Genomic DNA, 23341 nt, shown 5'->3' with positions numbered 1-23341 from the left:
AGACCCACTACCCGGCGTCGAGAACCTCGATGTACCCGTCGGTCCCGTTGACCCGGATCCGCTGTCCGTCCTTGAGCAGCCGCGTAGCGCCTTGGACCCCGACGACCGCGGGCAGGCCGTACTCCCGCGCGATCACCGCGCCGTGCGTCATCAGGCCGCCGACCTCGGTCACGAGGCCGGTGATCGCGACGAACAGCGGCGACCAGCTCGGGTCCGTGTACGCCGTGACGAGGATGTCTCCCGGCTCGAGATCGGCGTCGGCCAGATCCAGGATGACGCGAGCGCGTCCCTCGATGGTCCCGGCGGACACCGGCAGCCCGACCAGCGCGCCTTCGGGCAGGTCGTCGCGGCGGTAGCTGCCGGAAACCGCGTCGCCGTCCGACGTCAGCACGCGGGGCGGCGTCAGCGATTCGTAGGACCGGAACGCTTCCTTGCGCTGCTGGATCAGCTCGCGATCGGCCTTGTTCGTCCGCACGACCTCCTGGAATTCCTGCAGCCGCAAGAAAAAGAGGTCCTCCGGCTCGTCGAGCACCCCGGCGCGCACCAGCCGCCGCGCCTCGCCCAGCAAGGCCTGCTTGTACACGAAATAACGGCTGACCATGCCGTACTTCGGGTACTCGCGGTATCCGGTGAACGTCCGGACGCGTTCGATCATCCGCTCGGTTTCTTCGGCCTTCGCCTCGCCGTCCGGCAAGGCGCGCAAGCGTTCCAGCACTTCTTGCGCCTTGTCCAACGCCTCCCGCCGCCCCTGTTCGAAGCGGCGCTGCCCGGCTCCCGGCTCGAAGTTCTTGATGTTGGACAGCAACATCGGCACCAGCGCGCCCGGCTGTTCGCTCCACCGCGGCCGGGTAATGTCGATCTCGCCGACGCAGCGCATGCCGTACTTGTCGAGGTACCCCTGGATCGCCGCGCGCGATTCCTCCCCGCCGGCCAGCTTGGGCAGTTCGTCGAGGAAACCGTTGTCCTCGACGGCCTGCAGGAACCCGACGACCTCGGGATGCGTCCGGAGCACGTCCGCGACGTCGAGGAGCGCCAGCCCCATCTCGGCGGTGACGTTGTGCGGCACGGACTGGGTGAGCGTGTCGGCGACGTTCTTCTCGCCGAGCCAGTCCTGCAGGTGGTCGTTCAGCCACCAGGACGCCTGCATCGCCGCCGTGAACACCTCGTGGCTGCGCGGATCGAAGAGGATCCTGCGCAGTTCCTTGATGTCCTCGAAAACGAAGTCGAGCAACTCGCTGCCGGATTTCGTCGCGATTTCGTCCTGCAGCGCGGTGATGGAAGCTTCGCTGTGCTGGATCAGTTCGGTGACGACAGCCGGATCGGTCTCGATGGTGGCCGGTGCGGCGCCGGGGACCTGCTGGCCGGGGCCGTCGTCCTCGGCCAGCGGGATGAAGCCGTCGCGGGAGAGGACGGTCTCCAGCGCGTCGCCCATCAGCGGGTCGGATTTCCCCGCCATCTCAAGGAAACTGCTGCGGCTCTTGGGCGCGGTCAGCATCGCGGTGGCGTCCGCGAACAGCCGCCCGCCGGCTTCGGCCATCGGCCGCGGGGTCGTCAGCTGCCAGACCGACAGGCCGAGCGGCTTCATCGCGTCGGTCATCATCTGCTGGTGGCCGACGGAGACGTAGACGTGGTTTTTCTCGTCGGCGGCCTCCGGGACCGGGAACAGCGTCGTGATGGGGCGGCTTTGGACGATCTGGAACTCGTCGTCGGCCAGGCACCATTCGATGTCCTGCGGACGGCCGAAATGCGCTTCGATCGTGCGGCCGAGTTCCGCGAGCCGCAGCACCTGCTCGTCGGTCAGCGCGGCCTGTTCCCGCTGGTCCGCGGCGATCAGCTGCTCTTCGGTGCCGCCGCCCTCGACGGCCAGGATGGCGCGTTGCTTGGCGGCGATCGCCTTCTCGACGATCGCGCCGTCGCGCACCTGGTAGCTGTCGGCGTTGACCAAGCCGGAAACCAGCGCCTCGCCGAGGCCGAAGCTGGCCTCGACGGTGACGATCTTGCGGTTGGACGTCACCGGGTCAGCGGTGAAGGCAACCCCGGCCGCCTGCGGGAACACCATCTGCTGCACGACCACGGCCATGTGGACTTTCCGGTGGTCAAAGCCGTTGCGCAGCCGGTAGGTCACCGCGCGTTCGGTGAACAGCGACGCCCAGCACCGGCTGATGTGCGCCAGGACGGCCTCCGCGCCGATGACGTTCAGGTAAGTGTCCTGCTGACCAGCGAAGGAAGCCCCCGGAAGGTCCTCCGCGGTCGCGCTCGACCGGACCGCGTAGGCCCGTCCGTCCACCAGCGCGCCGGTGATCTCCGCGGCCAGGTCGTCCGGGATGACGATCGCTTCGAGCGCCTGCCGGACCTCCGCGCTGCCTTCGCTGATCGCGTCCCGGTCGTCCGGGTTCAGGTTCGACAACCGCTCCAGCGGCTTCGCCAGTTCCGGCGCGTTCTCCATGATCCGCTCGAACGCATCCGTCGTCACGCAAAAACCGGGCGGCACGCGGACCCCGTCGATCCGCGCGAGTTCGCCCAGATGCGCGCCCTTGCCTCCGACGATCGCGACCTGCTCCCGGTCGATCTCCTGGAGACCGAGCACGTAGCTGCCCATTCGTTCGTTTCCCCCGTCTGTGGTCGTTCTCGGCTTTCTTCTCGCCCGCGAGCGGCAGCCTGTTCGGCTGGAGATTCTGCGGTACCACCCGGGTCTTGCGGCAAGCCCCCCAATGCGTTATAAGTTAAATACGGCAGGGAGACGAGATCTCTTCTGCCTTTTCTTTTTCCCAGTTCACGAGCTGACCTTCGTCGTCGTGACGGCATCCTTCGTCACCGGACGGCCGGTCTGATCGGTCGCGGTCGCGGTGGTCGTCGTGGTCACGTCCGCACGCGCCGAGAGCGTGCAGGCGCGAGTGACCTGTTCGCCAGGGGCCAGCTGGGTGACGGTGAACGAGCACGCCGCGTCCGCGGCGCGAACGGTCACGTCGTGCAGCGGCGCATCCCCGGTGTTGCGGAGGGTGCTCACGTACGTCACCGGGTCACCCGGCCGGATCGGCTGCCGCAGGTAATCGCGACGCAGGTCGAGCGCCGGATGGAGCACCGCGAAGTCCGCTTTTCCGGTCGCGGTGACCGGCGGGCCCCACGGCGCGGCTGCGGTCGCTGTCGCCGGGGCGCCGTTCGCTGGAGTCACGCACTGGTAGCGCTGGATTCCGCCGACCGGCAGCTCGGCGAAGGTGCGCCCGCAGGCGGGGTCAGTCACCCGGACGTCGTGCAACGGCTGATCGCCGGTGTTGGTCAGCACGACCTCGACCGGCACCGAGTCGTCGGCTCGATACGCGGTGCCGGCGGCGTGCTTGGCGACGGTGAACTCGGGCTTCTTCACCTTGAACGACGCCTGGGCGGACGCGCTCACCGTGCGCTGCGTCGGGTCGGCGCCCGTGACCTTCGCGGTGTTCGTGAATCCGGCCGCGCCCGCGGTGATCGTGCATTGGTATTCGATTTGGGCGTCCGGGGCCAGGCTCGGGATCTGGTGCGCGCAGGCCGGGGTGCGATCGTCCACAACGGACACCGCGGTCAGCGGGACGTCGCCGACGTTGCGGACCAGCAGCGAGAAGGTGACCTTGTCGCCCTGGCGCACCTCGTACGGCTGGGCGTCCTTCATGATCGCGATTTCCGGGTGGATGACGTCGATCTTCGCCGAACCGGACGCGGTGACCGGGCGGTTCGTCGGGTCATTTCCGGTCAGGGTCGCGACGACGGCGAAGTCGTCCGGTTTGGCCTTCACCGTGCACTGGTAGCTCTGTGCGGCGCCGGGTTCGAGGCGGTCGAACTTCTTCGCGCAGCTGGGATCGTTGCTGGTCACCGCGGCGAGCGGGACGTCGCCGGTGTTGGTGACGGCGACTGTCACGGTGAGGGTGTCGCCAGCCCGTGCGACGGTCGGGTTCGCGGAGGTCATCACGGTGAGCGCGGGGTGGATGACGTCGATGTGCGCGTCCGCGGACGCGGTGAGAGGCGGACCCACCGGCGGGGTGCCGGTCACGCGCGCGGTGCTGACCGCGTCGTCGGCTGGGGCGGGGATGGTGCAGTCGTAGGTTTTGTTCGCTTTCGGGGCGAGGGTGTCGAGGGTTTTCGCGCACGGACCCTGGTCGGCGACCTTGACGGCGGTCAGCGGAGCGTCGCCGGTGTTGGTGGCCGTGATGGTGAACGTGACCGGGTCGCCTGCGCGGAAGGGGCCGCCGTGGACGATTTTCGTCAGCGCCAATCCTGGGTGCACCACGGTGAACGCCGCGTCGGCCGTAGCGGTTACCGTGCCGCCGAGCGGGTCTGCGGCGGTCACCTTGGTGGTGTTCGAGTAGCCGTCATGGCCGGCCTTGGTGGTGCAGGTGTAGTGCTGTTCTTCTCCTGCGGCCAGGGCGGGGAAGTCGCGGGCGCAGCCTGGGGTGTTCTGGTCCACAATGGACACCTTGGTCAGCGGGACGTCTCCGCTGTTGCGCACGGTGACGGTGAAGGTGACTTCGTCTCCCTCTCGCACCTGCGTCGGCGCGACGGTCTGGGCGATCTGGACGGCGGGGTGGATGACGTCGACGTGCGCGCTCGCGTTCGCGGTCACCGGGCGGCCGGACGGATCGGTGCCGGTCGCCGTCGCGTCGCTGGTGAGGTCGTCGGTCGCGGGATGAGTGCAGGTGTAGGTCTGTTTGGCTTGCGGGGCAAGGGTTCCCAGCCGCTTTGCGCATTCCGGGACGGCCGGGTCGACGACCTGGGTGTCGTGGAGTTCGGTGTCGCCGGCGTTGGTCACGGTCAGGGTGAAGGTCGCGGGCTCGCCCGGGTGCACGACGGGCGCCGACACGCTTTGCGCGAGCGTGACGAGCGGGTGGATCACGTCGATCGCTGCCTCGGTCGCGGCTGTCACCGGTGCTCCGACCGGCGGTTTCGCGGTGACCTGCAGCGCTTCGGTCACGTCGGCACTCGGCGCGGTCGTGGCACAGTCGAACGTCCAGTTGGCTCCGGGGTCGAGTGCATCGTGTTGCTGCGTACAGCCTTCGGCGCGGGCCATCGACGTGACAGCCAGGCCCGTGAGCGGCACGTCGCCGGTGTTCGCGACGATCACGTGCACTGCGACGGCGTCATTCTCACGGAACGGTCCACCTTGGACAGTCGCGGTCAGGGTCACCGCTGGGTGCTGCACGGTGAACGCTGCGCTCGCCTTTGCCGTGACCGGGTGGCCGGTCGGGTCCGTGCCGGTCACGGTCAGGTCGTTCGTGAAGCCTTGCGCTCCAGCCACCGTGGCACAGGTGAAGATCTGTTTACCTTGCGCGGCAACGGTTCCTAAGGTTCGCGCGCATTCCGCAACACGGTCGTCTGCCACCGCGACGTTATGGAACTCCGCGTCACCGGCGTTGCTTACCGTGACCGTGAACGTGACACGGTCCCCCTCGCGCACCTGCGAAGGCGCGGCGGCGACGGTGGCCTCCAGCGCCGGATGAACCACGTCGACTCGCGCGTCTGCGGTTGCACGCTGTGTCGTACCGAGCTGATCTTTGCCAGTCGCGACAACGGTATTGGTCACGTCGTCCGCCGGCGCTAACTGTTCGCACTTGTAGGTCTCGACCGCGCTGGGAGCCATGGTGCCGAAGTTGCGGACACAACCCGGCACGCTGTCGTCTGCCACCGCGACATCATCGAGCGGTACGTCGCCAGGGTTGCGCACCGTGACGGTGAAGGTGACACGGTCCCCTTCACGCACCTGCGCAGGAGACACGGCTGCGGTGACCGCCAAGGCCGGGTGGATCACCGTGACGGTCGCCGAGGACTTGGCGGTGACCGGTCGGCCGGTGCCGTCAGTACCCGTCGCAGTGACGGTGTTTGTGGTGGTCTGCGCGGGTTTCGCGGTGCAGGAATAGGTCTGCTGGGTGCCGGGCGTGAGCACCCCGAAGGACCGCGAGCACGCCGGATTGGTGTCATCAGTGACGTCGACCGGATTGAGCGGACTGTCGCCGGTGTTGCGCACGGTGACATTCCAGGTGACCTGGTCCCCGCCGTGCACCACCGGCGGGACGGCCGCCTTCGAGACGGACAACGCGGGCGTGATGAGGGGGACTTTCGCTTCCGCAGTCGACGAGACGACCTTGCCGAGCGGGTCGATCCCCTTGACCGTCGCGCTGGCTCCGTCCGGCAGCGGAACCGTCGCCGTGCAGGTGCCTACCACCGACTGCCCCGGCGCGAGGGATCCGATGGCGCGTGCGCACGAGGGGACCGCTGGGTCGCCGATGGTCACGTCGTGCAGCGGAACATCGCCGGTGTTGACGGTCTTGAGTGTGAAGGTCGCCTGATCGCCAGCGCGGTAAGCCGGTTTGTCGACCTGCTGGCTCAACGTCACGGCCGGGCGGAGGACGTCGACGTTGCTGCCCGCCGAAGCCGACAGCTGGTGCCCGCCGGAGCCCACGCCAGTCACCTTGACCGTCGAGACGAAACCCTTCTCCGGCGCGGCGAACGTGCATTGATAGCGCGTGGCGGCACCAGGAGCCAGGGAGCCGATCTTCTTGCCGCACTGCGGGTTCTGCTCGTCCGAAACCTCTACATCGGACACCGGGGTCGCGGCCGGGTTCGTCACGCTCACCGTGAACGTCACCTGGTCGCCGGCGTGCACCCGATGCGGTTCAGCGACTGCGGTGACCTGCAAATCCTGCGCCGGCCGGGCTTGCGCCGCGGACGCGACCGGGGGCAGCAGAGTGGCCGTCAGGCCGAGGACTAAGAGCAGACGTTTCCCGGCCGAAACCATGCGCGCAAGTTTTCCACCATCCGGTGACGTCGCGGCGATTTCCTACCCGGCAGTGGGATTACCTCACTCCGCTGAGCGATGGGTGAGACGCACGGTTGACTCGTGGGTGATCGCCGCTGCCTGATCGAGGAAGCCGATCACCGTTTGGAGTTGCTCGTCGGAGTAGCCCGCCGCGATCGACTTCATCGCCGCGACGATGTGGTCCCACAGCGGCGCGGCGCGCTCAACGTTCGCCGGGTCGACGCCGACGAGGACTTTCCGCCGGTCGTCCGGATGCGGCATCCGGTTGACGACGCCCTTGCGTTCGAGCCGGTCGACCAGCGCGGTGACGGAGGCGGGCGCGAGCCCGGCGTACTCGGCCAGCTCCTTCGGTGTGAGCGGACCGAGCCGGGCGAGGTAGTCGGTGACCTTGCTCTCGACCGTCGAGAGCCCGTTCTGCTCGGCGAGCGCGGTGTGGAACATGACCGTCTCGGTCGACAGCACCCGCGAACGATGCAGCAGCTCAGCGACCAGATCCTCGCGTTCGCTTGACATGCCCGAGAGTCTAGCCGACTATTTAGTTCGACAGAACGAATTACTTTCTAAGATATTCGAGGGGGCGAACCATGGCACGAGTCTTGATCGCGGGCGGGGGCATCGCGGGGGCGATCACCGCGATCGCGCTGCACGAGGTGGGCCACGAACCGGTGCTGTACGAGGCGTACGACCGCAGTGCGGAGGGGGTCGGCGCGTTCCTGACGCTCGCCGTGAACGGTCTCGACGCACTGACCCCGTTAGGCCTGAAACCGCTGGTCAAAGACCTGGGTTTCGATACGCCGCGAATGTCGCTCGGGCTCGGCAACGGCCGCCGGCTCTGCGAGTTCCCGCTCGGCGGGCCGCTGCCGGACGGCACGGTGAGCCAGACCGTGCTGCGCTCCGACCTCTACGTGGCACTGCGCGACGAAGCGGCCAGACGTGGCGTACACACGGAGTTCGGCAAGCGGCTGACCGACGCCAAGCAGACGGCGGACGGCGTCGCCGCGATCTTCGCCGACGGCACGAAAACCCACGGCGACCTGCTGATCGGCGCTGACGGCCTGCGGTCGACAGTCCGCCGGATCCTTGATCCCTCCGCGCCGTCGCCCCGATACGTGCCGCTGCTCAACACCGGCGGTTTCGCGCACGGCCTCGATCTCGGCGACGAGCCGGGCGTCATGCACATGGTGTTCGGCCGCAAGGCATTCTTCGCGCACGTGCTCGCCCCGGACGGTGCGATCTGGTGGTTCGCGAACGTTCCGCACGCCAGCGAACCGACCGAATCCGACCTCAGCGCGCTAGGCGGCCCCGGCTGGCGGAAGCGACTGCTCGACCTGGCTCGCCGCGACCGCACTCCGGCCACCGCGATCATCGAGGCCAGCGAAAACATCTACGAACCGTGGGCGACGTACGACTTCCCGACGGTCCCGGTGTGGCACCGCGGCCGGATCGGCCTCATCGGCGACGCCGCGCACGCGACCTCACCGGCGGCAGGTCAAGGCGCGGCGATGGCGATCGAGGACGCGGTGACGCTCGCGATGTGCCTGCGCGACGTGTCCGACCCGGCGGCCGCGTTGACGACCTTCGAGGCCTTGCGCCGCGAACGAGTGGAAGCAGTTGTGGCCCAAGGCAAACGCAACGGCGACGGCAAAGCTCCCGGCCCGCTCGGTCGCGTGCTTCGGGACTTCTTCATCTCGCGCGCCGTGCGCAAACCGCCCGCCGAAGATCCGAACCGGTTCATGTGGGACCACCGGATCGACTGGGCGGCCCCGGTCAAGGCGGCTTAGCGCCAGGTGTCGACGCGGTGGAAGTTCTTGTACGCCCGGCTCGGCGTCGGCCCGCGCTGCCCCTGGTAGCGGGAGCCCGCTTCGCTGGAGCCGTACGGGAATTCCGCCGAGCTGGACAGCCGGAAAATGCACAGCTGGCCGATTTTCATCCCCGGCCACAGCGTGATCGGCAGGTTCGCGACATTCGACAGCTCGAGCGTGATGTGCCCGGAGAAGCCGGGGTCGATGAAGCCGGCGGTGGAGTGGGTGAGCAGCCCGAGCCTGCCGAGCGAGGACTTGCCCTCGAGCCGCCCGGCGAGGTCGTCGGCGAGCCGGACCTGCTCGAACGTGGACCCGAGCACGAACTCGCCGGGGTGCAGCACGAACGGCTCGTCGCCTTCTTTTTCGACCAGCGAGGTCAGCTCGTCCTGCTGCAGCTGCGGGTCGATGTGGGTGTACTTGCTGTTGTCGAAGACCCGGAAGTAACGGTCGAGCCGGACGTCGATGCTGGACGGCTGGACCATGGCAGGGTCGAAGGGGTCGATGCCGAGACGGTCGGCGTCGAGCTCTTTGCGGAGGTCACGGTCACTGAGCAGCACGGATGCAGCCTATCGGGCGGGCAGGCGGCACCGGGGCACCCCTCCGCCCGAACACCGCGTTCATCCGCTTGAGGTACCGCCGGCGCCCGAACGCCCCCAGCGCTTCCTGCAGCGCAGTCGCGCCGGGGACAAGCTGGCGGACAGTCTCGGCGGCGTAATTCACCCCTGCGGCGGCGAGCACCGCGGCCTGCGCGACCGGGTTGTCGGGCAGCCCGAGGAAGTCCGCGTTGTCCCGCCCGAGCACGAGCCGGCTGATCGCGGAATGCACGCCGACGTTCACCTGCGCGAGGACTTTGCCTGCCGCCCCGCGCCCCTCGCCGATCGCCGCGTGCGTATCGACAAGGGCGCGGGCGAGCCGCTTGGAGTCGTCGTCCGGGATGAATTCGGTGGCGGCCAGCATCCAGAGCAACCGCCAGGCGTCGTCCTCGTCGGCGGGCAGCAGTTCGTCGGAGACGCCCATCAGCCAGCCGACGTAGCGCCAGAGATGGAGGATGTCGGCCTTCTCGCGAGCGGTGTAGCGGAGGCCGAGGAGTTGCGTGCCGAAGACGTAGACGAGCGAGAAGAGGAGGAGCGTGCCCGCGGTCTGGACCTGATTGACCGGACGATCCCACCGGTCGTAATCCCAGTCGGGGCGGTTGTTCATCGCGCTCCGGACGTGCGCGTGCACCAGCCGGATCCGCAGCGCCGCCTGATACCCCGTGCCGTGCTTCTCGAGCGCCCCCGGAGTCGTGACATCGATCCACCACGCCGCGGTCTCCACCAGCCGCCGCGGTGCCCGGTACTCGATTTCCCCAGTGCCGACCAGGGATTTCGTCGCCCGGGAGGCTAGGTAGCCGCCCATGAGCGACATGTCGCCGAGGGGGAAGAGGCCGAGGAGCCCGGCGCGGGTGATCGCCTTCGCGCCGCTGATCAGCCTTCGTTGATCGACCCAGTACGGAGTGGCCTCGACTTGCTCCATGAAGGCTGCGAGTTCCGGCGGGACTTGTTCCCCCGCTAGCGCCTGGTCGACTCGGCTTTGGTTGTGGGGTTCGCGGTGCAGCCACTCGACGACGGCGTCGGCCAGGGCGTCTTCCTGCTGGGCGAAGCTCCGGAGCCGCTTGAGCTGCGCTTCGTCGGCGGTGGCGCCTCGGGTCCGGGCAGCCAGCCGGAACCCGCCTTGGCGGAACATCTCGGGGTCGTCCATCGCGCACCTCCGTGGGTCGACAACAAGTGTTGTCACTTTGAGGCGGGGGCGTCAAGGCGTAGGCCCCCGCTGGACATGGGGGTGCCGTGGTTGTGTATGCTGGCTGGGCACTGCGGATGTAGTTCAATGGTAGAACATCAGCTTCCCAAGCTGAATACGCGGGTTCGATTCCCGTCATCCGCTCTCTTGCGAAAGCCCCAGGTCACACGGTGTCTACTGCGTGACCTGGGGTTTATCTGCCTCAAGTGCTCACTCCACTTCTTCCATTAATCCGCGATTAGCCGAGGGGAACCGGTTGACCGGCCCGATCTTCGCCATCGTCCGGAATGGTGCCCTTGAGGTGCCGGTCGACGAACTTGGACAGCCTGCCCGCGATCTGATCGTCCGCGTCCTCAGTTCGCCAATTGGTAGATCAGCGCCGTCCGTATGCCGCCATACCCCGTCCGCGCCATCAGGTCATTGGTCGAGGTGCCGGGCTTCAACGCTCAGATAGGCCCGGCGTGTCGGAGACTATGGAAGCCCAGGCTCTTGAAGACTCGTCTTCTCCATCACCTCAGTCCATCTGGTCCGCGCTGGCTAACTGAACGGAACCTGCCCAGCTCACTTACCTCTGACGAGCAGCGCACCGCGCTGCGGTTCGACCCAGTTCCCCTGATGGCACTGCAGGTCGCGGCGAACCGCTGTCGGATGATCGGCGCTCGGACACCCACCTGCGACTAGCAAAGTACCTAACTCAGTCCGTTCGCATCTGTCGCCATCTCATGCTAAGAGATACAGAGCAGATTGGATTCTACGAGATGACACGAAAGCCGCCTTCAAGGAACCTTTTATCGACCTTCACGGCGTCATATAGAGCAGCTTTCCAGTGGTGGTAGCCAAATTTTCGACGAAGCCAACTGCTTTGATCGTCCGCAAATTCGACAACGCCACCTGGACCCTCGTTGGTAAGCGTTTTCTCCAAAGTCTGAAGTCTCTCAACAAGTTCCTGAGATGCCAGTACTGAATAATGATCAGCAAGTTCAAGCTTATCGAAATGATAAGCGACAAGCTTGAACTGGTCCCCTGGCAGTGCCGGATTGACCGAGAAGTCCACTACAACACCCCTCGGCTCGAATATTAGATCGACTCGGAGTGCAGGCCTATCTTCCGGCAAAGCATCGTAAAACACGTGAACAAATCTCTCGTCGACCGTGCCAATCTTGGATCTTTTGGTTCCATTGCAGCGAGAGCATACTGGAACAAGATTCAGGGATAGTAAACTGAATTCCGGGTAGAGACTCCTTGGCAGGTAATGATCAAGATCCTTCACCTGCGCCGAGCAGCACATCGGACAAAGTCCTTTGTACGCGAGCTTCATGGCTTCGACCCGCAAGACGGAGAGCAATCGACTTTTCTGCGTAAACCTAAAATTATCGTGGAGCGCTTTCTTTGCCTCGCCGGGAACTTCAAGCGGTGCGACGTTGCCGGGGTTCCCTTCAAACAAGTCATAGATCTGATAGGCGTCCAGAACCTTATCCCGCACCTCAGTGAGTGCTTCGAGCGCAGGGCTGCCCGCCTTGGACAGGGCGAAATCGTAGTCGCTCACGCAGTCTCGCGTTGGCTTTTGCAAATTATAGATCACTTGCGCCGCCTTTGAAGGGCAACGACGTATGCTCGCGCTTGAACGCTCATTTCTTCGTCGAATAGTTGTTCAATCCTATCGATCGACATATCCTCTGCAAGATCGGCAAGAACTGAATGATAATCCGTTTGCGTACTATCGAGATCAAAAACGTTGGTCGTAAGATACCCTACATTCTCACCGAATGTCTCAGCGCTGGGTGTATCGACCTGGGTTGTGCCCTCAAATCGTTGAAGTACCCGAACATAGCGTCGAGGTATCTCTTGCAGAACGACTGGCGAATGTGTGGCAATAATAGAATACGATTCGAGTCGGGTCAGTATAACATTCAATGCACGAATGAGCGCCGCAAGCAGTGACGGGTGAAGATGAGATTCCGGCTCATCAATCAGAACCAGTGATCCAGGCTCAGCATGCCCAATGACCTGAGCGATAATGTTCAGTACGATTTTATGTCCGGTACTCAGTGCGTCGAAAGCAGTCCTCCACGACTGGTCACCTTGGTCAGCGAAGATATCCATCCCGATACGCCCCAAAGATGGTTCACTGAAGATAATCGCAAGGGCGTCGATCCAGAGATTCTGCTTTGTTAGCGATCGAGCCTTACGAACTGCCTGGTCAAACTCTTCCGATAGCTCATTGATACTCTTAAGTCCGCGAGGACCACGCATGCTCTGCCTCTGATCCCGCGTACGCTTGCGTAGGCCGCAGTAGGTGTAGCCCCACACTTCGCCGGTCTGTTCGAGGCGCCTCTGAGCGGAGGTCTTCTCTTCAGACCGCCAGAATGAATCAGGAAGAATGAATGTGTCGAACGCACTGTATGATATAGCGATCACAGAGCTAAATCGGACGTTTTCCGAGTTCAAAATTCTACCAAACTTAGAAAAGTTTAACCGCTGATCCAGATCACTAGTCGCGACAAGCGCTATATGTGCAAGCAACTGAGTCTTACCCGTGCCATTGTAGCCAATTACCGCATTAATTCGATCAGGCAACCGCGAAGAGTCCCCGAACCGGAAATCAATTGCAAAGCTGGCACCCTCGAATCGCATCTCAAAATCGAGATTGAGCCCTTCGCTTACGGGAGACTGATCTTCTAGTTCAAATAGTGCACTGGCATCCTCAAGCGCACGTGCGGCCTTACCAGTCCGTTTAAGCGATTTTTGGAAAGCCACTTCATTGTCGACACGCTTCCTCAGCCGGGGATCGAAGACGACATCGTTCAGCTTCTTAAGGACTGGACGATATACTTTTGGACCCAAGTCGTAGAGGGTTTGATAGAACGTGTACGACTGACCCAGCGAGTAATATTCCGACCCCAAATTCAGAAACGAAGAGCCTGGCAGAACAGTCTCTCCAGCGAGCAGCCCCTTGCTGGCAATCTTCACCTCACCTACATCGATTTGAGTTTCATCACTTAAGTGTAGAGTCAAGTAGAAAAGCGTGCGGATAGAGTGGTCATCCCACTTTTCGCGCAGAATTTCTGCATATGGATAGATTTTCGTTATTCCAGACGGCACACTATGACCATGAGCGTAAAAGGTGATGCCTCTGGCACTGAGGTCGCCAGATTTCAAAATCGATCGTTCACGCTCGGCCATTCGAGCTATTTTGCCGGCGCCCACGTTGAAAAGCTCTGCTCGCCCCTCTGGTTCGTAGGCCTCTACGTGACGCATCGCTGGCCATTGCCCTATAAAAACCTTCAAAAAACGAGGTCGCGGGTCTCGGTCTCGCGAATAGATAACCGAATATGGCAGCCATCTGCCCCTGCCCTCGCTACGGGTCAATAAGAGCAACTGAGGACGTCTCAAGTCTTGCCCGCAGTACTTCGCCAAGGCGTCTACAGTGCGCTCGATTGATTCAGATCCGGGAGGATCAGCAAGGGCCACGAGTAAGTTGGCACTACGTGCACGCTGGGACTGATTGAACCGAACGGCGGCGTTGCCGGCTTTAGAAATATATGCTGCGTAGACGTCTGCTGGGTAGGTATCGACGATGTCGCTAAGATACTGCTCAAGAGCACGGTACTTGCGATTATTCTTGGCAGAATGGTCTACGTCAAGAAGGAGGCGGTTAACCTCATCGAGCAACGGATCTTCCCAGCTTGAACTACTCACCCATATGATGGTACTACCAAGCTCAGGCTCAAAGGTCATAATTTGCAAAAGTAACCAAAAGAGCGAATTGGTCAGACTTTACCCGACGCTTATACGGCAACAGTCATCGACGCTGAGGTGAGCAGCCCTGCGTGTTCGGCCGACTCTTCCCAAAGCCCGGACTGTGACTTAGGTTAGCCTGCTGTCCTCGGCCTCAGAAGCTACTGGCAACTCGTTACCGGGCTCGATCACAGAGGTCGCCTGCTACACCCGCCCTCAGATACGTGCGAACGTCGCGTCGTACTCAGTGGCCATTCGAGTGATCATTCCAGCGTAGTGGAACGTAGTCCCTGGCTGCGGAGCTGGTGAGTCCTCGACCAAGCCAACTGGTGATCCGTCGTTCCGAAGGTCGAGAACGGTGACCCCAAGACCGTCATAGCCAGATTCTGAAGAGGCCGAACGTCGCGGGATCTCCCGAACCTTATCGAGCACGCGCTCTGTCACCGCAGGTTGTCGGTGCTTGGTCACCTCGACCCGTTCTTCGGTGAGTAGATACGGATTACGAACTGGCGATATGAAGTCGCTCGCAGCATTCAACTGGACGTACCCGATCGCCAACGCCTTTTTGGACGAGCCATGGATACACAGATGGGCCGAGTTCAGCTCGTCGTATAGACGCGGCAACGCCTTCACATGCTCGGTCATACACGCCTTGGCCTCCAGCGCGACGAGCACCGAACTCACTGGTGCCACTGGCAACTCTGGTAGCTCGGCGAGCGCTTCCTGTTCTTCGGAAGTCATCAAGATGCCGAACTGCTCCGCTAAGCCAGCAAAAGTCTTGGTCCCTGCGGGCACCGCGTGGTCTGGCCGCGCAACGACCAGATCCAGGACCTTCTTTCGACCAGTGGCGTAATCCGTCATAGCATGGTTCACGCCCAAGACGATCTTGCCTGACTCTGCGTGACTGCGAAGCAAGGACGAAGTGACCAGCAGGTCCAAGGCCACGCCCCAACACGCCACCTTCGAGTGCCGATCAGAACGCGGATTATACTGCCACCTGTTTCCGTATCGGTCTGCCTTGGCTGCTGGCTCCGTCAAAAATCGGGCAAGGAGGTTCGGTCCGTACATGGTGCGGCGACTCTAGCCCACCACCGGTCTTCACCGCGAGGATGTGGATCAAACCGCAACCTGGGCTGCCAGGGGCCGACTCTTCTCCACGTACTCGGCCATGTCTTCCCTGAACCCTGGGTAGCGCCCCAGGTTACTGGTCTGGAGGCGACTCCAGAAGCCGTTAGCGGCCCGGTGAGACAATGGAGTGCAACGGGCGGGTTCGATGAACTCAAGCAGGTGTTGATAGTCCGCCTGCCGTGGAAACTCGCTCAGCTCGACCTTCCAGGCGTGTCCAGCCTCACCCCAAGCAGCACTCGGCCACGCTCCATCACGTTCCCAGGGGGTGGAGTCGATCTCAAATGTGCTTGGATTCAGGAGTTTCGTTGCGACCCATTCCGAGACTCCGACGGTCACAGCGTTGCCGACGAGCTTCCACCGCGGTCCATTTCGGCGACCGTCTGATGCAGCAGCCGTCCAGCCTCGTTCGAATCCCTGGAGCGCTTCACCGTCTTCCACGGTGGGCAGCACGAACCTCGACTCGGACTCTTTGGGCAGCCAGACGGCAGGTGGGGATGGGATGCCTAGGCTGGAGCCGCCTTTAAGGGTGGGAATAGCATCGCGAGCCCAGCCAACGCCCGTACGTCCCTCGGTCCAGTAGAACCCAAATGCGTCGTCCGAAAGTCGGCTCTCGTCGATCGCCTCGACCTCGTCGGAGAACAACACCTCGCGCGGATCATGAACACAGGATGCGAGCAGTACGACGCGTCTGCGCCGTTGCGGCACCCCGGTGAAGCGCGAATCCACGACCCGGTATGCCCACCGGTAGCCTAGTTCGCCCAGCTCGTGCACGAGGTAGGCCATCGCTTTGCCGCGGTCAAGTGCCAGCATGTTCGGCACATTTTCGATCATCAACCACGGAAGCTTGCGTCGACGCTTCTTCGCCAGCTCAAGCATCTCGAAGACGTGCGCGACGAGACCTGACTGGGCACCAGTGATGCCTGCGGTGCGCCCCGCCTGAGACAGATCCGTGCAGGGAAACCCTGCCGTGAGCAGGTCCAGCCGGCCCGGCAAGTCCTTCAAAGTTTTTACGTCTGAGTGGAGGTCGACCGCCGGGAAGCGATCCGCCAGAACTTGCTTCGCTGGCTCCCAGTTCTCACACAGCAGTACGGTCTCCATACGGTCGCCGAGTGCCCGATGGAAGCCGAGCTCGATGCCGCCGATGCCGGCGAAGAGGCCCGCGACCCTGAAGGTGCTCGGCACGTCTACTCCCTTCGTTCAAGATCGCCTTGAGCCTACCCGTGACGACCGACAAACTCGAGCCCAGCGAACGGCGAATCAGCCACATCTTGGCCGCAGGCATCCTAATCGGAGCTGCTTAGCAGCCCTTGATAGGCAAGTACTTCATACGGAGAGCCGCTGGGCGGTGACAGGTTCCACCCGAGGTCGGCCTCTGACTACGGCTGGTCCCACCACGTCAAGCCGGGAAAACGTGCCTTGACCCGGCGCTATGGACTTAAAGCTGATCAGTTGTTGTGCGCATCCCGCCGACCGAACCAGGCGGCCCAGTAAGACTCCTGTTCCTAGACCGTCGCCAGTTGATCAACTGGCGCGTCGTCGAGTGTGTCCACCAGATCGGCGCGGCCAGCGCGTTGGCCTTGGCGCAGAACGTAGATTCTCCAGCCACCGCCCATGTCTCGGGCCATGCCGTTGGGGTACGTGTCCAGTCGGGAGCCTTGGACTGCGATGCGCAGGCCCTGAGGCTCCACTTGGCGGCGCATCCGGACGAGGCCTTCGAAAACGTCCGGACCGGTCGCGACAACGGGATCAGTCTCCGGACGTATCGTTAGCTTGAGCCGATAGGCCTCTGACCTGCTGTCCGGATTGGTCCAGCAGCGCAGCCTCGCGTTATACCGCTCGTCTCCTTGGACGACCAGCACCGGCCGATCGAGGCTGAGCTCCGGGTCCTGATCCGGCATGACTCGATTCAACCAGAACGCTCCAGACTATCCAGCCTCGGTCATCGCGTCTTCCTTCGCAGCCGATGAAGTCGCCCTGCGGTGGAACCAAAACAACCCGCACAACACCGCCAGCCACACCACCCCGACGATCAGCGCCAGGCGAGTGTCCTCAGCGAACGCCATCATCACGAAGATGAACACCATGAACACCATCGTCAAAACCTGACCCACCGGCCAGAACGGCACCGGGAACGCCCGGCCGGCCAAATCCGACGGCGACAGGCGGCGACGGGCGCGGTAGTGCGTCAGCAGGATCATGAACCACACCCACACCGTCGCGAACGTGCCCACCGAGGCGATCAGCAGGAAAGCGCTGTCCGGCAACAGATAGTTCAAGACAACAGCCAGGCTAAGAGCAGCAGCAACCACCAGAACCGTCATCCACGGGATACCGTTCCGCGTCACCCGGGCCATCACGGCGGGGGCTTGGCCGCGCTGAGCCAGTCCGTAGATCATCCGTCCAGCGCCGAAGATGTCGCTGTTGATGGCGGACAACGCTGCTGTCACCACGACGATGTTCAGAACCGTTGCGGCGGAGTGCAAGCCAAGACCCGCGAAGATCTGGACGAAGGGGCTTCCCGAGGTGCTGATCGTGTTCCACGGGTTCAGCATCATGATGACCGCCAGGGTCGCCACGTAGAAAAGCAAAACCCGAACTGGGACCGTGTTAACCGCTTTCGGCATGGCAGTGCGCGGGTCTTCAGACTCGGCGGCGGTGAGGCCCAGAATCTCAGTGCCGCCGAAGGCGAACATCACCAAGGCGAACGAGGCGATGAAACCGCTGATGCCATTGGGGAACCAGCCGCCGTGGGACCACAGGTTGGTGACGCTGCCGGAATCAGCACCGAGGCCGAAGATCAGGATTGCCGCGCCGCCGAGGATCATCGCGACGATGGCGATTACCTTTACCAGGGTGAACCAGAATTCCAGTTCACCGTAAACCCTTACGCTGACCAGGTTCGCGGCGGCGATCACCAAGATCGTCAGCACCACCCAGATCCACCGTGGCACGTCGGGGAACCAGAATCCCATGTACACAGCCAAAGCCGTCACATCGGCGACGCAGACGATCACCATCTCGAACGCGTAGGTCCAGCCGGTCAGGAAACCCGCCAGAGGGCCAAGGTGTTTCCGTGCGTATTCGCCGAACGAACCGGGCGCGGGGTCGTTGACGGCCATCTCGCCCAAAGCGCGCAGTACGAAGAAAATCGCCGCGCCGCCGATGAGATACGCGAGCAGGACGGACGGCCCGGCCTTCGCGATCGTGTCCGACGAGCCGTAGAACAAACCGGTGCCGATCGCCGAGCCAAGGGCGATGAACCGGATGTGCCTGCCGTTCAACCGGCGGCTCAAACCATCCCCGGACTTCGTCGTCATCGACGCCAACCTCCCGAATTCGGCGGCCCGCGAGCGCATCGGCGCGCCGGCGGGTCGGCACAGTAGAACCGATCCGGCCGGGACCGCCCAACCAACGACTACCGGAAAGCGTCTGCGATTTCAGACGGTCCACAAAGGACCCTCAACCCTCCACCAATTCCCACGGCGCACCGGGCTCGGCGCGGTCGAACACCTGGCCCGGCGCGGCGAGCAAGGCCGACACGACGTCCGGGTACAGCTGCACGACGTGTTCCAGTTCCAGGCCTTCCACCTCGAAGTCCTCCGCCTCGGGAACCTCGAAGCCGACGAACAGCCACGTCCCGTCCTGCTCCCGGACGACCTGGCGGACCGCTCGCGCGGGAGCTGTGGCGGTCGTGCCGATTTCGGTCAAGCCGGTGCTCAGCTGGACTTCTTCCAGCGGCGAACCGGGATGCGTCCAGGCGGCGATCCGGGCATCGCGGTGCGCGAGATCCTCGTCCAGGTCATCGGAATCCGACACCGAGCTGAGCAGCCAGGTGAGGCGTTCCGGATCCCAGTCCGCGGCCATCCCCGCCGGCACGTCGGCCAGCGCGACCAGATGCGGCAGCAGCGCCACCGCCTCGCGCAGGCCCATCGCCCCGAACACCTGGCGGTTGACCTCCATGTCCTCTTCGAACTCGGCACCGTCGCTGATGAACCAGTCGTCGTCATCGTCGAGGACGACGAAGGCCAGTTTCTCCGGGTGCTCCACCAGTTCGTGCGCGATGATCACCGGGGATTCCGGGTCCTGTCGCAGCGGCCATTCCTCGGACATGTTCACTCCCCGTCGTCGATTACCTGCAACCACTCGGCATCCGGCGCCTCGCGGAAGAACACCTCGCCCGGCTCCGCGTCCAGCAGCTCGACCACGTCCGGGTACAGCTCCGCCACGTGCCCGAGCTCGAGGGTGTCCACCTCGACCTCGGTCTGCTCGTCCGGGTCGGGCACCTCGAAGCCGACGAACATCCACGTGCCGTCCTCTTCCCGGCTGACGTATCGCACGCTGCGGGCCGGAGCGTCCGCCGCGGTGCTGATCTCCATCAACCCCAGGCTGAGGTTCACCTCGTCCATCGGCGACCCGGCATGCGGCCACGCGGCTTCGCGGGCATCGAGGTACGCGCGGGCCTCTTCGTCATCGCTCGGCACGAGCGGCGAAATCAGCACCCAGGACGCGCTGTCGGCGTCCCAGTTCGCGCCCATCCCGGCAGGGAGCTTGGCCAGCGCCGTCAGCTGCGGCAACTTCTCGACGACGTCGTGCAGGCACATCGTGGCGAACTGGTCCTGGTCGAGTTCCGGATCGTCGCCGAACTCCGAACCGTCGCTGACGAACCAGCCTTCCTCGTCGTCGAGGAGCACGTGATCCAGCTTTTCCGGATGCTCGATCAGGCCCTGCGCGACGAGCACCGCCACGTGCGGTTCCTGCTCCATCGGCCAGTCTTGCGACATACCCGCTCCCCACCTCGCGTTCGGCTGCGGGCCCATCCCACCAGACCCGCCCGCCCAGGCGCACAGCGCGTCCGCGGCAGGAAATTCCACACTCGTTGGATTAGGCTCGACGGCATGGTGCTGCCAGAACGTCTCGCCCGGTTCAACCGCGTGGTCACCAACCGGGTCACGAAACCCTTCGCCGACAAGCTGCCCGGGTTCGGGGTGATCGTGCACCGCGGACGCAAGTCCGGCCGCGAGTTCCGCACGCCGCTGAACGTCTTCCGCACCGACGACGGATTCGTCGTCGCGCTCACCTACGGGCCGGACGCCGACTGGGTCCGCAACGTCCGCGCGGCCGGCGAGGCGGAGGTGCTCACGCGCGGCCGTAAATACCGCGTGCGTGATCCGGAACTCGTGCATGATGAATCGCGCCGGCCGATGCCGCCCGGGGTGCGGCAGTTCCTTGGACTGGTCGGCGTCACGGATTTCCTTGTGCTGAAACGAGAATAAGGGGCCAGATGCTCACGGGGAAGCTAGTGCGGCTGCGGGCGATCGAACCGTCGGACGCCGAATCGATCTACCGGTGGATCCACGATCCGGAGGTCGGGCGGTACATGACCAGCGACCATCCGCGCTCGCTCGCGCAGCTGCGCAAATGGGGCGAAGAACGTCCGGTCAACAAGTACGAGAACGTCGTGCTGGGCATCGAATCGATCGAAGCGGGCAAGCTGATCGGCGTCGTCGACCTGCGGGAGGCACGCCCAGAGATCGGCCGCGCCGAGCTGGACATCTACATCGGCGAGACCGACCACTGGGACGGCGGATACGGCACTGAGGCGCTGAAACTCATGTGCCGCTACGGATTCAACATGATGCGGCTGCACCTGATCGCGCTCTGGGTGGTCGCCGAGAACGAGCGCGCGCGGCACGTCTACCGCAAGGTCGGGTTCGTGGAGGACGGCAGGCACCGCGAATGCCATCGCGGGCCCGACGGCCAGTACCACGACATGTACCTGATGAGCCTGCTCGAGCCGGAGCTGAACGACTGAGCTAGCTCTTGACCTGCCGCTTGCCCCACAGGCTCGCGGCAAGCGTCACCCCGATCGCGGCCAGCACGACCTGGGTGATGATCTCCAGCCAGTCGATGCCCTTGGTGTCCGCGTAGCCGAGCCCGCGCGCGATCGCGGTGCCGACGAACGCGGCCACGATGCCCACCAGGATCGTCAGCCAGATCGGGATCGATTGTTTGCCAGGTGCGACCAGCTTGCCGAGCAGGCCGAGGATCAGGCCGATCACGACCGCGCTGATGATTCCGGAAACCGCCATGGCTTAGCTCCTTCTGCCGAGAGGACCGGGCCCGACCGGTTTAACCCGGAACCCGGGGCGCCAAACCCGGCTTACCGCCCGCATGGGGTCACCGCCACTGGAAGCACGAAAAATGCCCCGGTCCGGGTGCGGAGCGGGGCATTTTTCCAGTCAGTGCGATCAGAAAGCGGCTTCGTCGATCTCCATCAGCGCGTTGTCCGCGGCCTCGACGATGGCGCGGCGCGAGGTCAGCTCCGGCAGCACGCTCTTCGCGAAGAACGACGCCACCGCCAGCTTGCCCTCGTAGAACGGCTTGTCCTTGGCCGACGCGCCGTTGTCGAGCTTCGCCAGCGCGACCTCGGCGCCCTGCAGCAGCTTCCAGCCGACCAGCAGGTCGCCCACCGACATCAGCAGCCGCACGGTGTGCTGGCCGACCTTGTTGATGTTCTGCGGGTCTTCCTGCGACGAGGTCAGGTAGCCGATCAGCGAGCCCAGCATGCCCTGGGTGTCCTCGAGCGCCTGCTTGAGCAGCGCGCGCTCGTTCTTGAGCCGGCCGTTGCCCGCCTCGGACTCGATGAACTTCGTGATCTCGCCCGCGACGAACGCGAGCGCCTGGCCCTTGTCGCGGACGATCTTCCGGAAGAAGAAGTCCAGCGACTGGATGGCCGTGGTGCCCTCGTACAGCGAGTCGATCTTCGCGTCGCGGATGTACTGCTCGATCGGGTAGTCCTGCAGGAAGCCCGAACCGCCCAGCGTCTGCAGGGACTGGACGAGCTGTTCGGTGGCCCGCTCGGAGCCGACACCCTTGACGATCGGCAGCAGCAGGTCGTTGACGCCGTGCGCCAGCTTCAGAGCCGCTTCGTCGCCTTCGCCGGTCCACAGCTGGTCCTGGAAGGACGCGGTGTACAGGTAGATCGCGCGCAGGCCTTCGGCGTACGCCTTCTGCAGCATCAGCGAACGACGCACGTCGGGGTGGTGCGTGATCGTGACGCGCGGCGCGGCCTTGTTCAGCATGTTCGGCAGGTCAGCGCCCTGCACGCGCTCCTTGGCGTACTCCAGCGCGTTCAGGTAACCGGTGGACAGCGTGGCGATCGCCTTGGTGCCGACCATCATCCGGGCGTACTCGATGACCTGGAACATCTGCGCGATGCCGTCGTGCACCTCGCCGAGCAGCCAGCCCTTGGCCGGGGTGCCGTGCTGGCCGAAGGTCAGCTCGCACGTGGTGGACACCTTGATGCCCATCTTGTGCTCGATGTTGGTGACGTAGGCGCCGTTGCGCTCGCCCAACTCGCCGGTCTTCGAGTCGAAGTGGAACTTCGGGACCAGGAACAGCGAAAGGCCCTTGGTGCCCGGCTTGGTCTCGATGCCGGGACCCTCGGGACGGGCCAGCACCAGGTGCATGATGTTCTCGACCATGTCGTTCTCGGCCGAGGTGATGAACCGCTTCACGCCGTCGATGTGCCAGGAGCCGTCCTCCTGCTTGACCGCCTTGGTGCGGCCCGCGCCGACGTCCGAACCGGCGTCCGGCTCGGTGAGCACCATGGTCGCTCCCCAGCCGCGGTCGATCATCAGCTGAGCCCAGTGCTTCTGCTCTTCGGTGCCGTTCTTGTCCACGATCATGGCGAAGTTCGGACCCGCCAAGTACATGAACAGCGGGGCGTTCGCGCCGAGGATCAGCTCGGCCGCGGCCCACTGCACCGTCGGGGGCAGGCCGAAGCCGCCCAGGTCGTTGGTGAGGCCGAGACGCCACCATTCGCCGTCCATAAGCGCCTTGTAGCTCTTCTTGAACGACTCGGGGATCGTCACGCTGAACGTCTTGGGGTCGTACACCGGCGGGTTGCGGTCCGCGTCGGCGTAGGACTCGGCGAGCGGGCCGGTGGCGAGCTTGTTCAGCTCCGACAAGACGCCGCGGGCGGTCTCCTCGTCCGATTCGGCGAGCACGCCCTTGCCGAGCCGTTCCTGCACGCCGAGTACCTCGAAGAGGTTGAACTCCAGGTCTCGGACGTTGCTCTTGTAGTGGCCCATGTCGTCACTCCGTGTCGTGT

At 64.1% G+C, this 23341-nt stretch carries 18 protein-coding genes and 1 tRNA gene; 4 read left to right on the top strand and 15 right to left on the bottom strand.

Annotated elements, in window-relative coordinates; genetic code table 11:
• Positions 1-7: 7 nt before the first annotated feature.
• From rph to ACZ7OI_RS03685, 3 genes are all read right to left on the bottom strand, one after another.
• On the bottom strand, positions 8-2599 hold the full coding sequence (gene rph, locus ACZ7OI_RS03695) for a rifamycin-inactivating phosphotransferase (RefSeq protein ID WP_470262649.1): 2592 nt from the start codon (positions 2597-2599) through the stop codon (positions 8-10).
• 174 nt (positions 2600-2773) lie between these two features.
• Positions 2774-6760, bottom strand: coding sequence for a DUF7507 domain-containing protein (locus tag ACZ7OI_RS03690; protein WP_470262648.1), 3987 nt, complete (start codon positions 6758-6760; stop codon positions 2774-2776).
• A 63-nt stretch (positions 6761-6823) separates the two neighbouring features.
• The gene (locus ACZ7OI_RS03685; RefSeq protein ID WP_470262647.1) at positions 6824-7294 is read right to left on the bottom strand and encodes a MarR family winged helix-turn-helix transcriptional regulator; all 471 of its coding nucleotides are present in this window, start codon (positions 7292-7294) and stop codon (positions 6824-6826) included.
• 71 nt (positions 7295-7365) lie between these two features.
• Between ACZ7OI_RS03685 and ACZ7OI_RS03680 the strand changes: the two genes are divergently transcribed.
• The gene (locus ACZ7OI_RS03680) at positions 7366-8562 is read left to right on the top strand and encodes an FAD-dependent oxidoreductase (protein WP_470262646.1); all 1197 of its coding nucleotides are present in this window, start codon (positions 7366-7368) and stop codon (positions 8560-8562) included.
• On the opposite strand, the gene dcd is transcribed toward ACZ7OI_RS03680, so the two are convergent.
• A complete protein-coding gene (gene dcd, locus ACZ7OI_RS03675; protein ID WP_037354328.1) occupies positions 8559-9140 on the bottom strand; it encodes a dCTP deaminase in 582 nt (193 codons plus the stop codon). The genes ACZ7OI_RS03680 and dcd overlap by 4 nt on opposite strands.
• Entirely contained in the window at positions 9127-10323 is a 1197-nt protein-coding gene (locus ACZ7OI_RS03670; protein WP_470262645.1) for an oxygenase MpaB family protein, read from the bottom strand. Before ACZ7OI_RS03670 ends, dcd begins: the two co-directional genes overlap by 14 nt.
• Before the next feature lie 112 nt (positions 10324-10435).
• Between ACZ7OI_RS03670 and ACZ7OI_RS03665 the strand changes: the two genes are divergently transcribed.
• Positions 10436-10506: transfer RNA gene (locus tag ACZ7OI_RS03665), tRNA-Gly, on the top strand.
• Positions 10507-11113: 607 nt separating this feature from the next.
• Here ACZ7OI_RS03665 and ACZ7OI_RS03660 read toward each other — a convergent pair.
• The 8 genes from ACZ7OI_RS03660 to ACZ7OI_RS03625 form a co-directional block, all read right to left on the bottom strand.
• Entirely contained in the window at positions 11114-11908 is a 795-nt protein-coding gene (locus tag ACZ7OI_RS03660; protein WP_470262644.1) for an HNH endonuclease, read from the bottom strand.
• A 32-nt stretch (positions 11909-11940) separates the two neighbouring features.
• Complete coding sequence (locus ACZ7OI_RS03655) at positions 11941-14061, bottom strand: AAA family ATPase (protein WP_470262643.1); 2121 nt, start codon at positions 14059-14061, stop codon at positions 11941-11943.
• A 255-nt stretch (positions 14062-14316) separates the two neighbouring features.
• Entirely contained in the window at positions 14317-15045 is a 729-nt protein-coding gene (locus ACZ7OI_RS03650; RefSeq protein ID WP_470262642.1) for a hypothetical protein, read from the bottom strand.
• A gap of 171 nt (positions 15046-15216) precedes the next feature.
• The gene (locus ACZ7OI_RS03645) at positions 15217-16410 is read right to left on the bottom strand and encodes a DNA cytosine methyltransferase (protein WP_470262641.1); all 1194 of its coding nucleotides are present in this window, start codon (positions 16408-16410) and stop codon (positions 15217-15219) included.
• Between the two features lie 320 nt (positions 16411-16730).
• Positions 16731-17126, bottom strand: a complete 396-nt coding sequence (locus ACZ7OI_RS03640) for a hypothetical protein (protein WP_470262640.1) — start codon at positions 17124-17126, stop codon at positions 16731-16733.
• Between the two features lie 27 nt (positions 17127-17153).
• The gene (locus tag ACZ7OI_RS03635; RefSeq protein WP_470262639.1) at positions 17154-18545 is read right to left on the bottom strand and encodes an amino acid permease; all 1392 of its coding nucleotides are present in this window, start codon (positions 18543-18545) and stop codon (positions 17154-17156) included.
• 142 nt (positions 18546-18687) lie between these two features.
• Entirely contained in the window at positions 18688-19338 is a 651-nt protein-coding gene (locus tag ACZ7OI_RS03630) for a hypothetical protein (RefSeq protein ID WP_470262638.1), read from the bottom strand.
• Positions 19339-19340: 2 nt separating this feature from the next.
• The gene (locus ACZ7OI_RS03625) at positions 19341-20009 is read right to left on the bottom strand and encodes a hypothetical protein (RefSeq protein ID WP_470262637.1); all 669 of its coding nucleotides are present in this window, start codon (positions 20007-20009) and stop codon (positions 19341-19343) included.
• 114 nt (positions 20010-20123) lie between these two features.
• On the opposite strand from ACZ7OI_RS03625, the gene ACZ7OI_RS03620 reads away from it, so the two are divergent.
• Positions 20124-20501, top strand: coding sequence for a nitroreductase family deazaflavin-dependent oxidoreductase (locus tag ACZ7OI_RS03620; protein ID WP_470262636.1), 378 nt, complete (start codon positions 20124-20126; stop codon positions 20499-20501).
• 8 nt (positions 20502-20509) lie between these two features.
• Positions 20510-21040, top strand: coding sequence for a GNAT family N-acetyltransferase (locus tag ACZ7OI_RS03615; protein WP_470262635.1), 531 nt, complete (start codon positions 20510-20512; stop codon positions 21038-21040).
• A 1-nt stretch (position 21041) separates the two neighbouring features.
• On the opposite strand, the gene ACZ7OI_RS03610 is transcribed toward ACZ7OI_RS03615, so the two are convergent.
• Together ACZ7OI_RS03610 and ACZ7OI_RS03605 are read right to left on the bottom strand one after the other, a co-directional pair.
• Positions 21042-21317, bottom strand: coding sequence for a GlsB/YeaQ/YmgE family stress response membrane protein (locus ACZ7OI_RS03610; protein WP_370932973.1), 276 nt, complete (start codon positions 21315-21317; stop codon positions 21042-21044).
• Between the two features lie 159 nt (positions 21318-21476).
• Positions 21477-23321: an acyl-CoA dehydrogenase gene (locus tag ACZ7OI_RS03605; protein ID WP_470262634.1), complete on the bottom strand. Its 1845-nt coding sequence runs from the start codon at positions 23319-23321 to the stop codon at positions 21477-21479.
• Positions 23322-23341: the final 20 nt, after the last annotated feature.

The organism is Amycolatopsis sp. NPDC114503, from assembly GCF_055633655.1.
The sequence above is the reverse complement of the archived record's forward strand: the minus strand, read 5'-3'. Positions and strand labels throughout refer to the sequence as shown.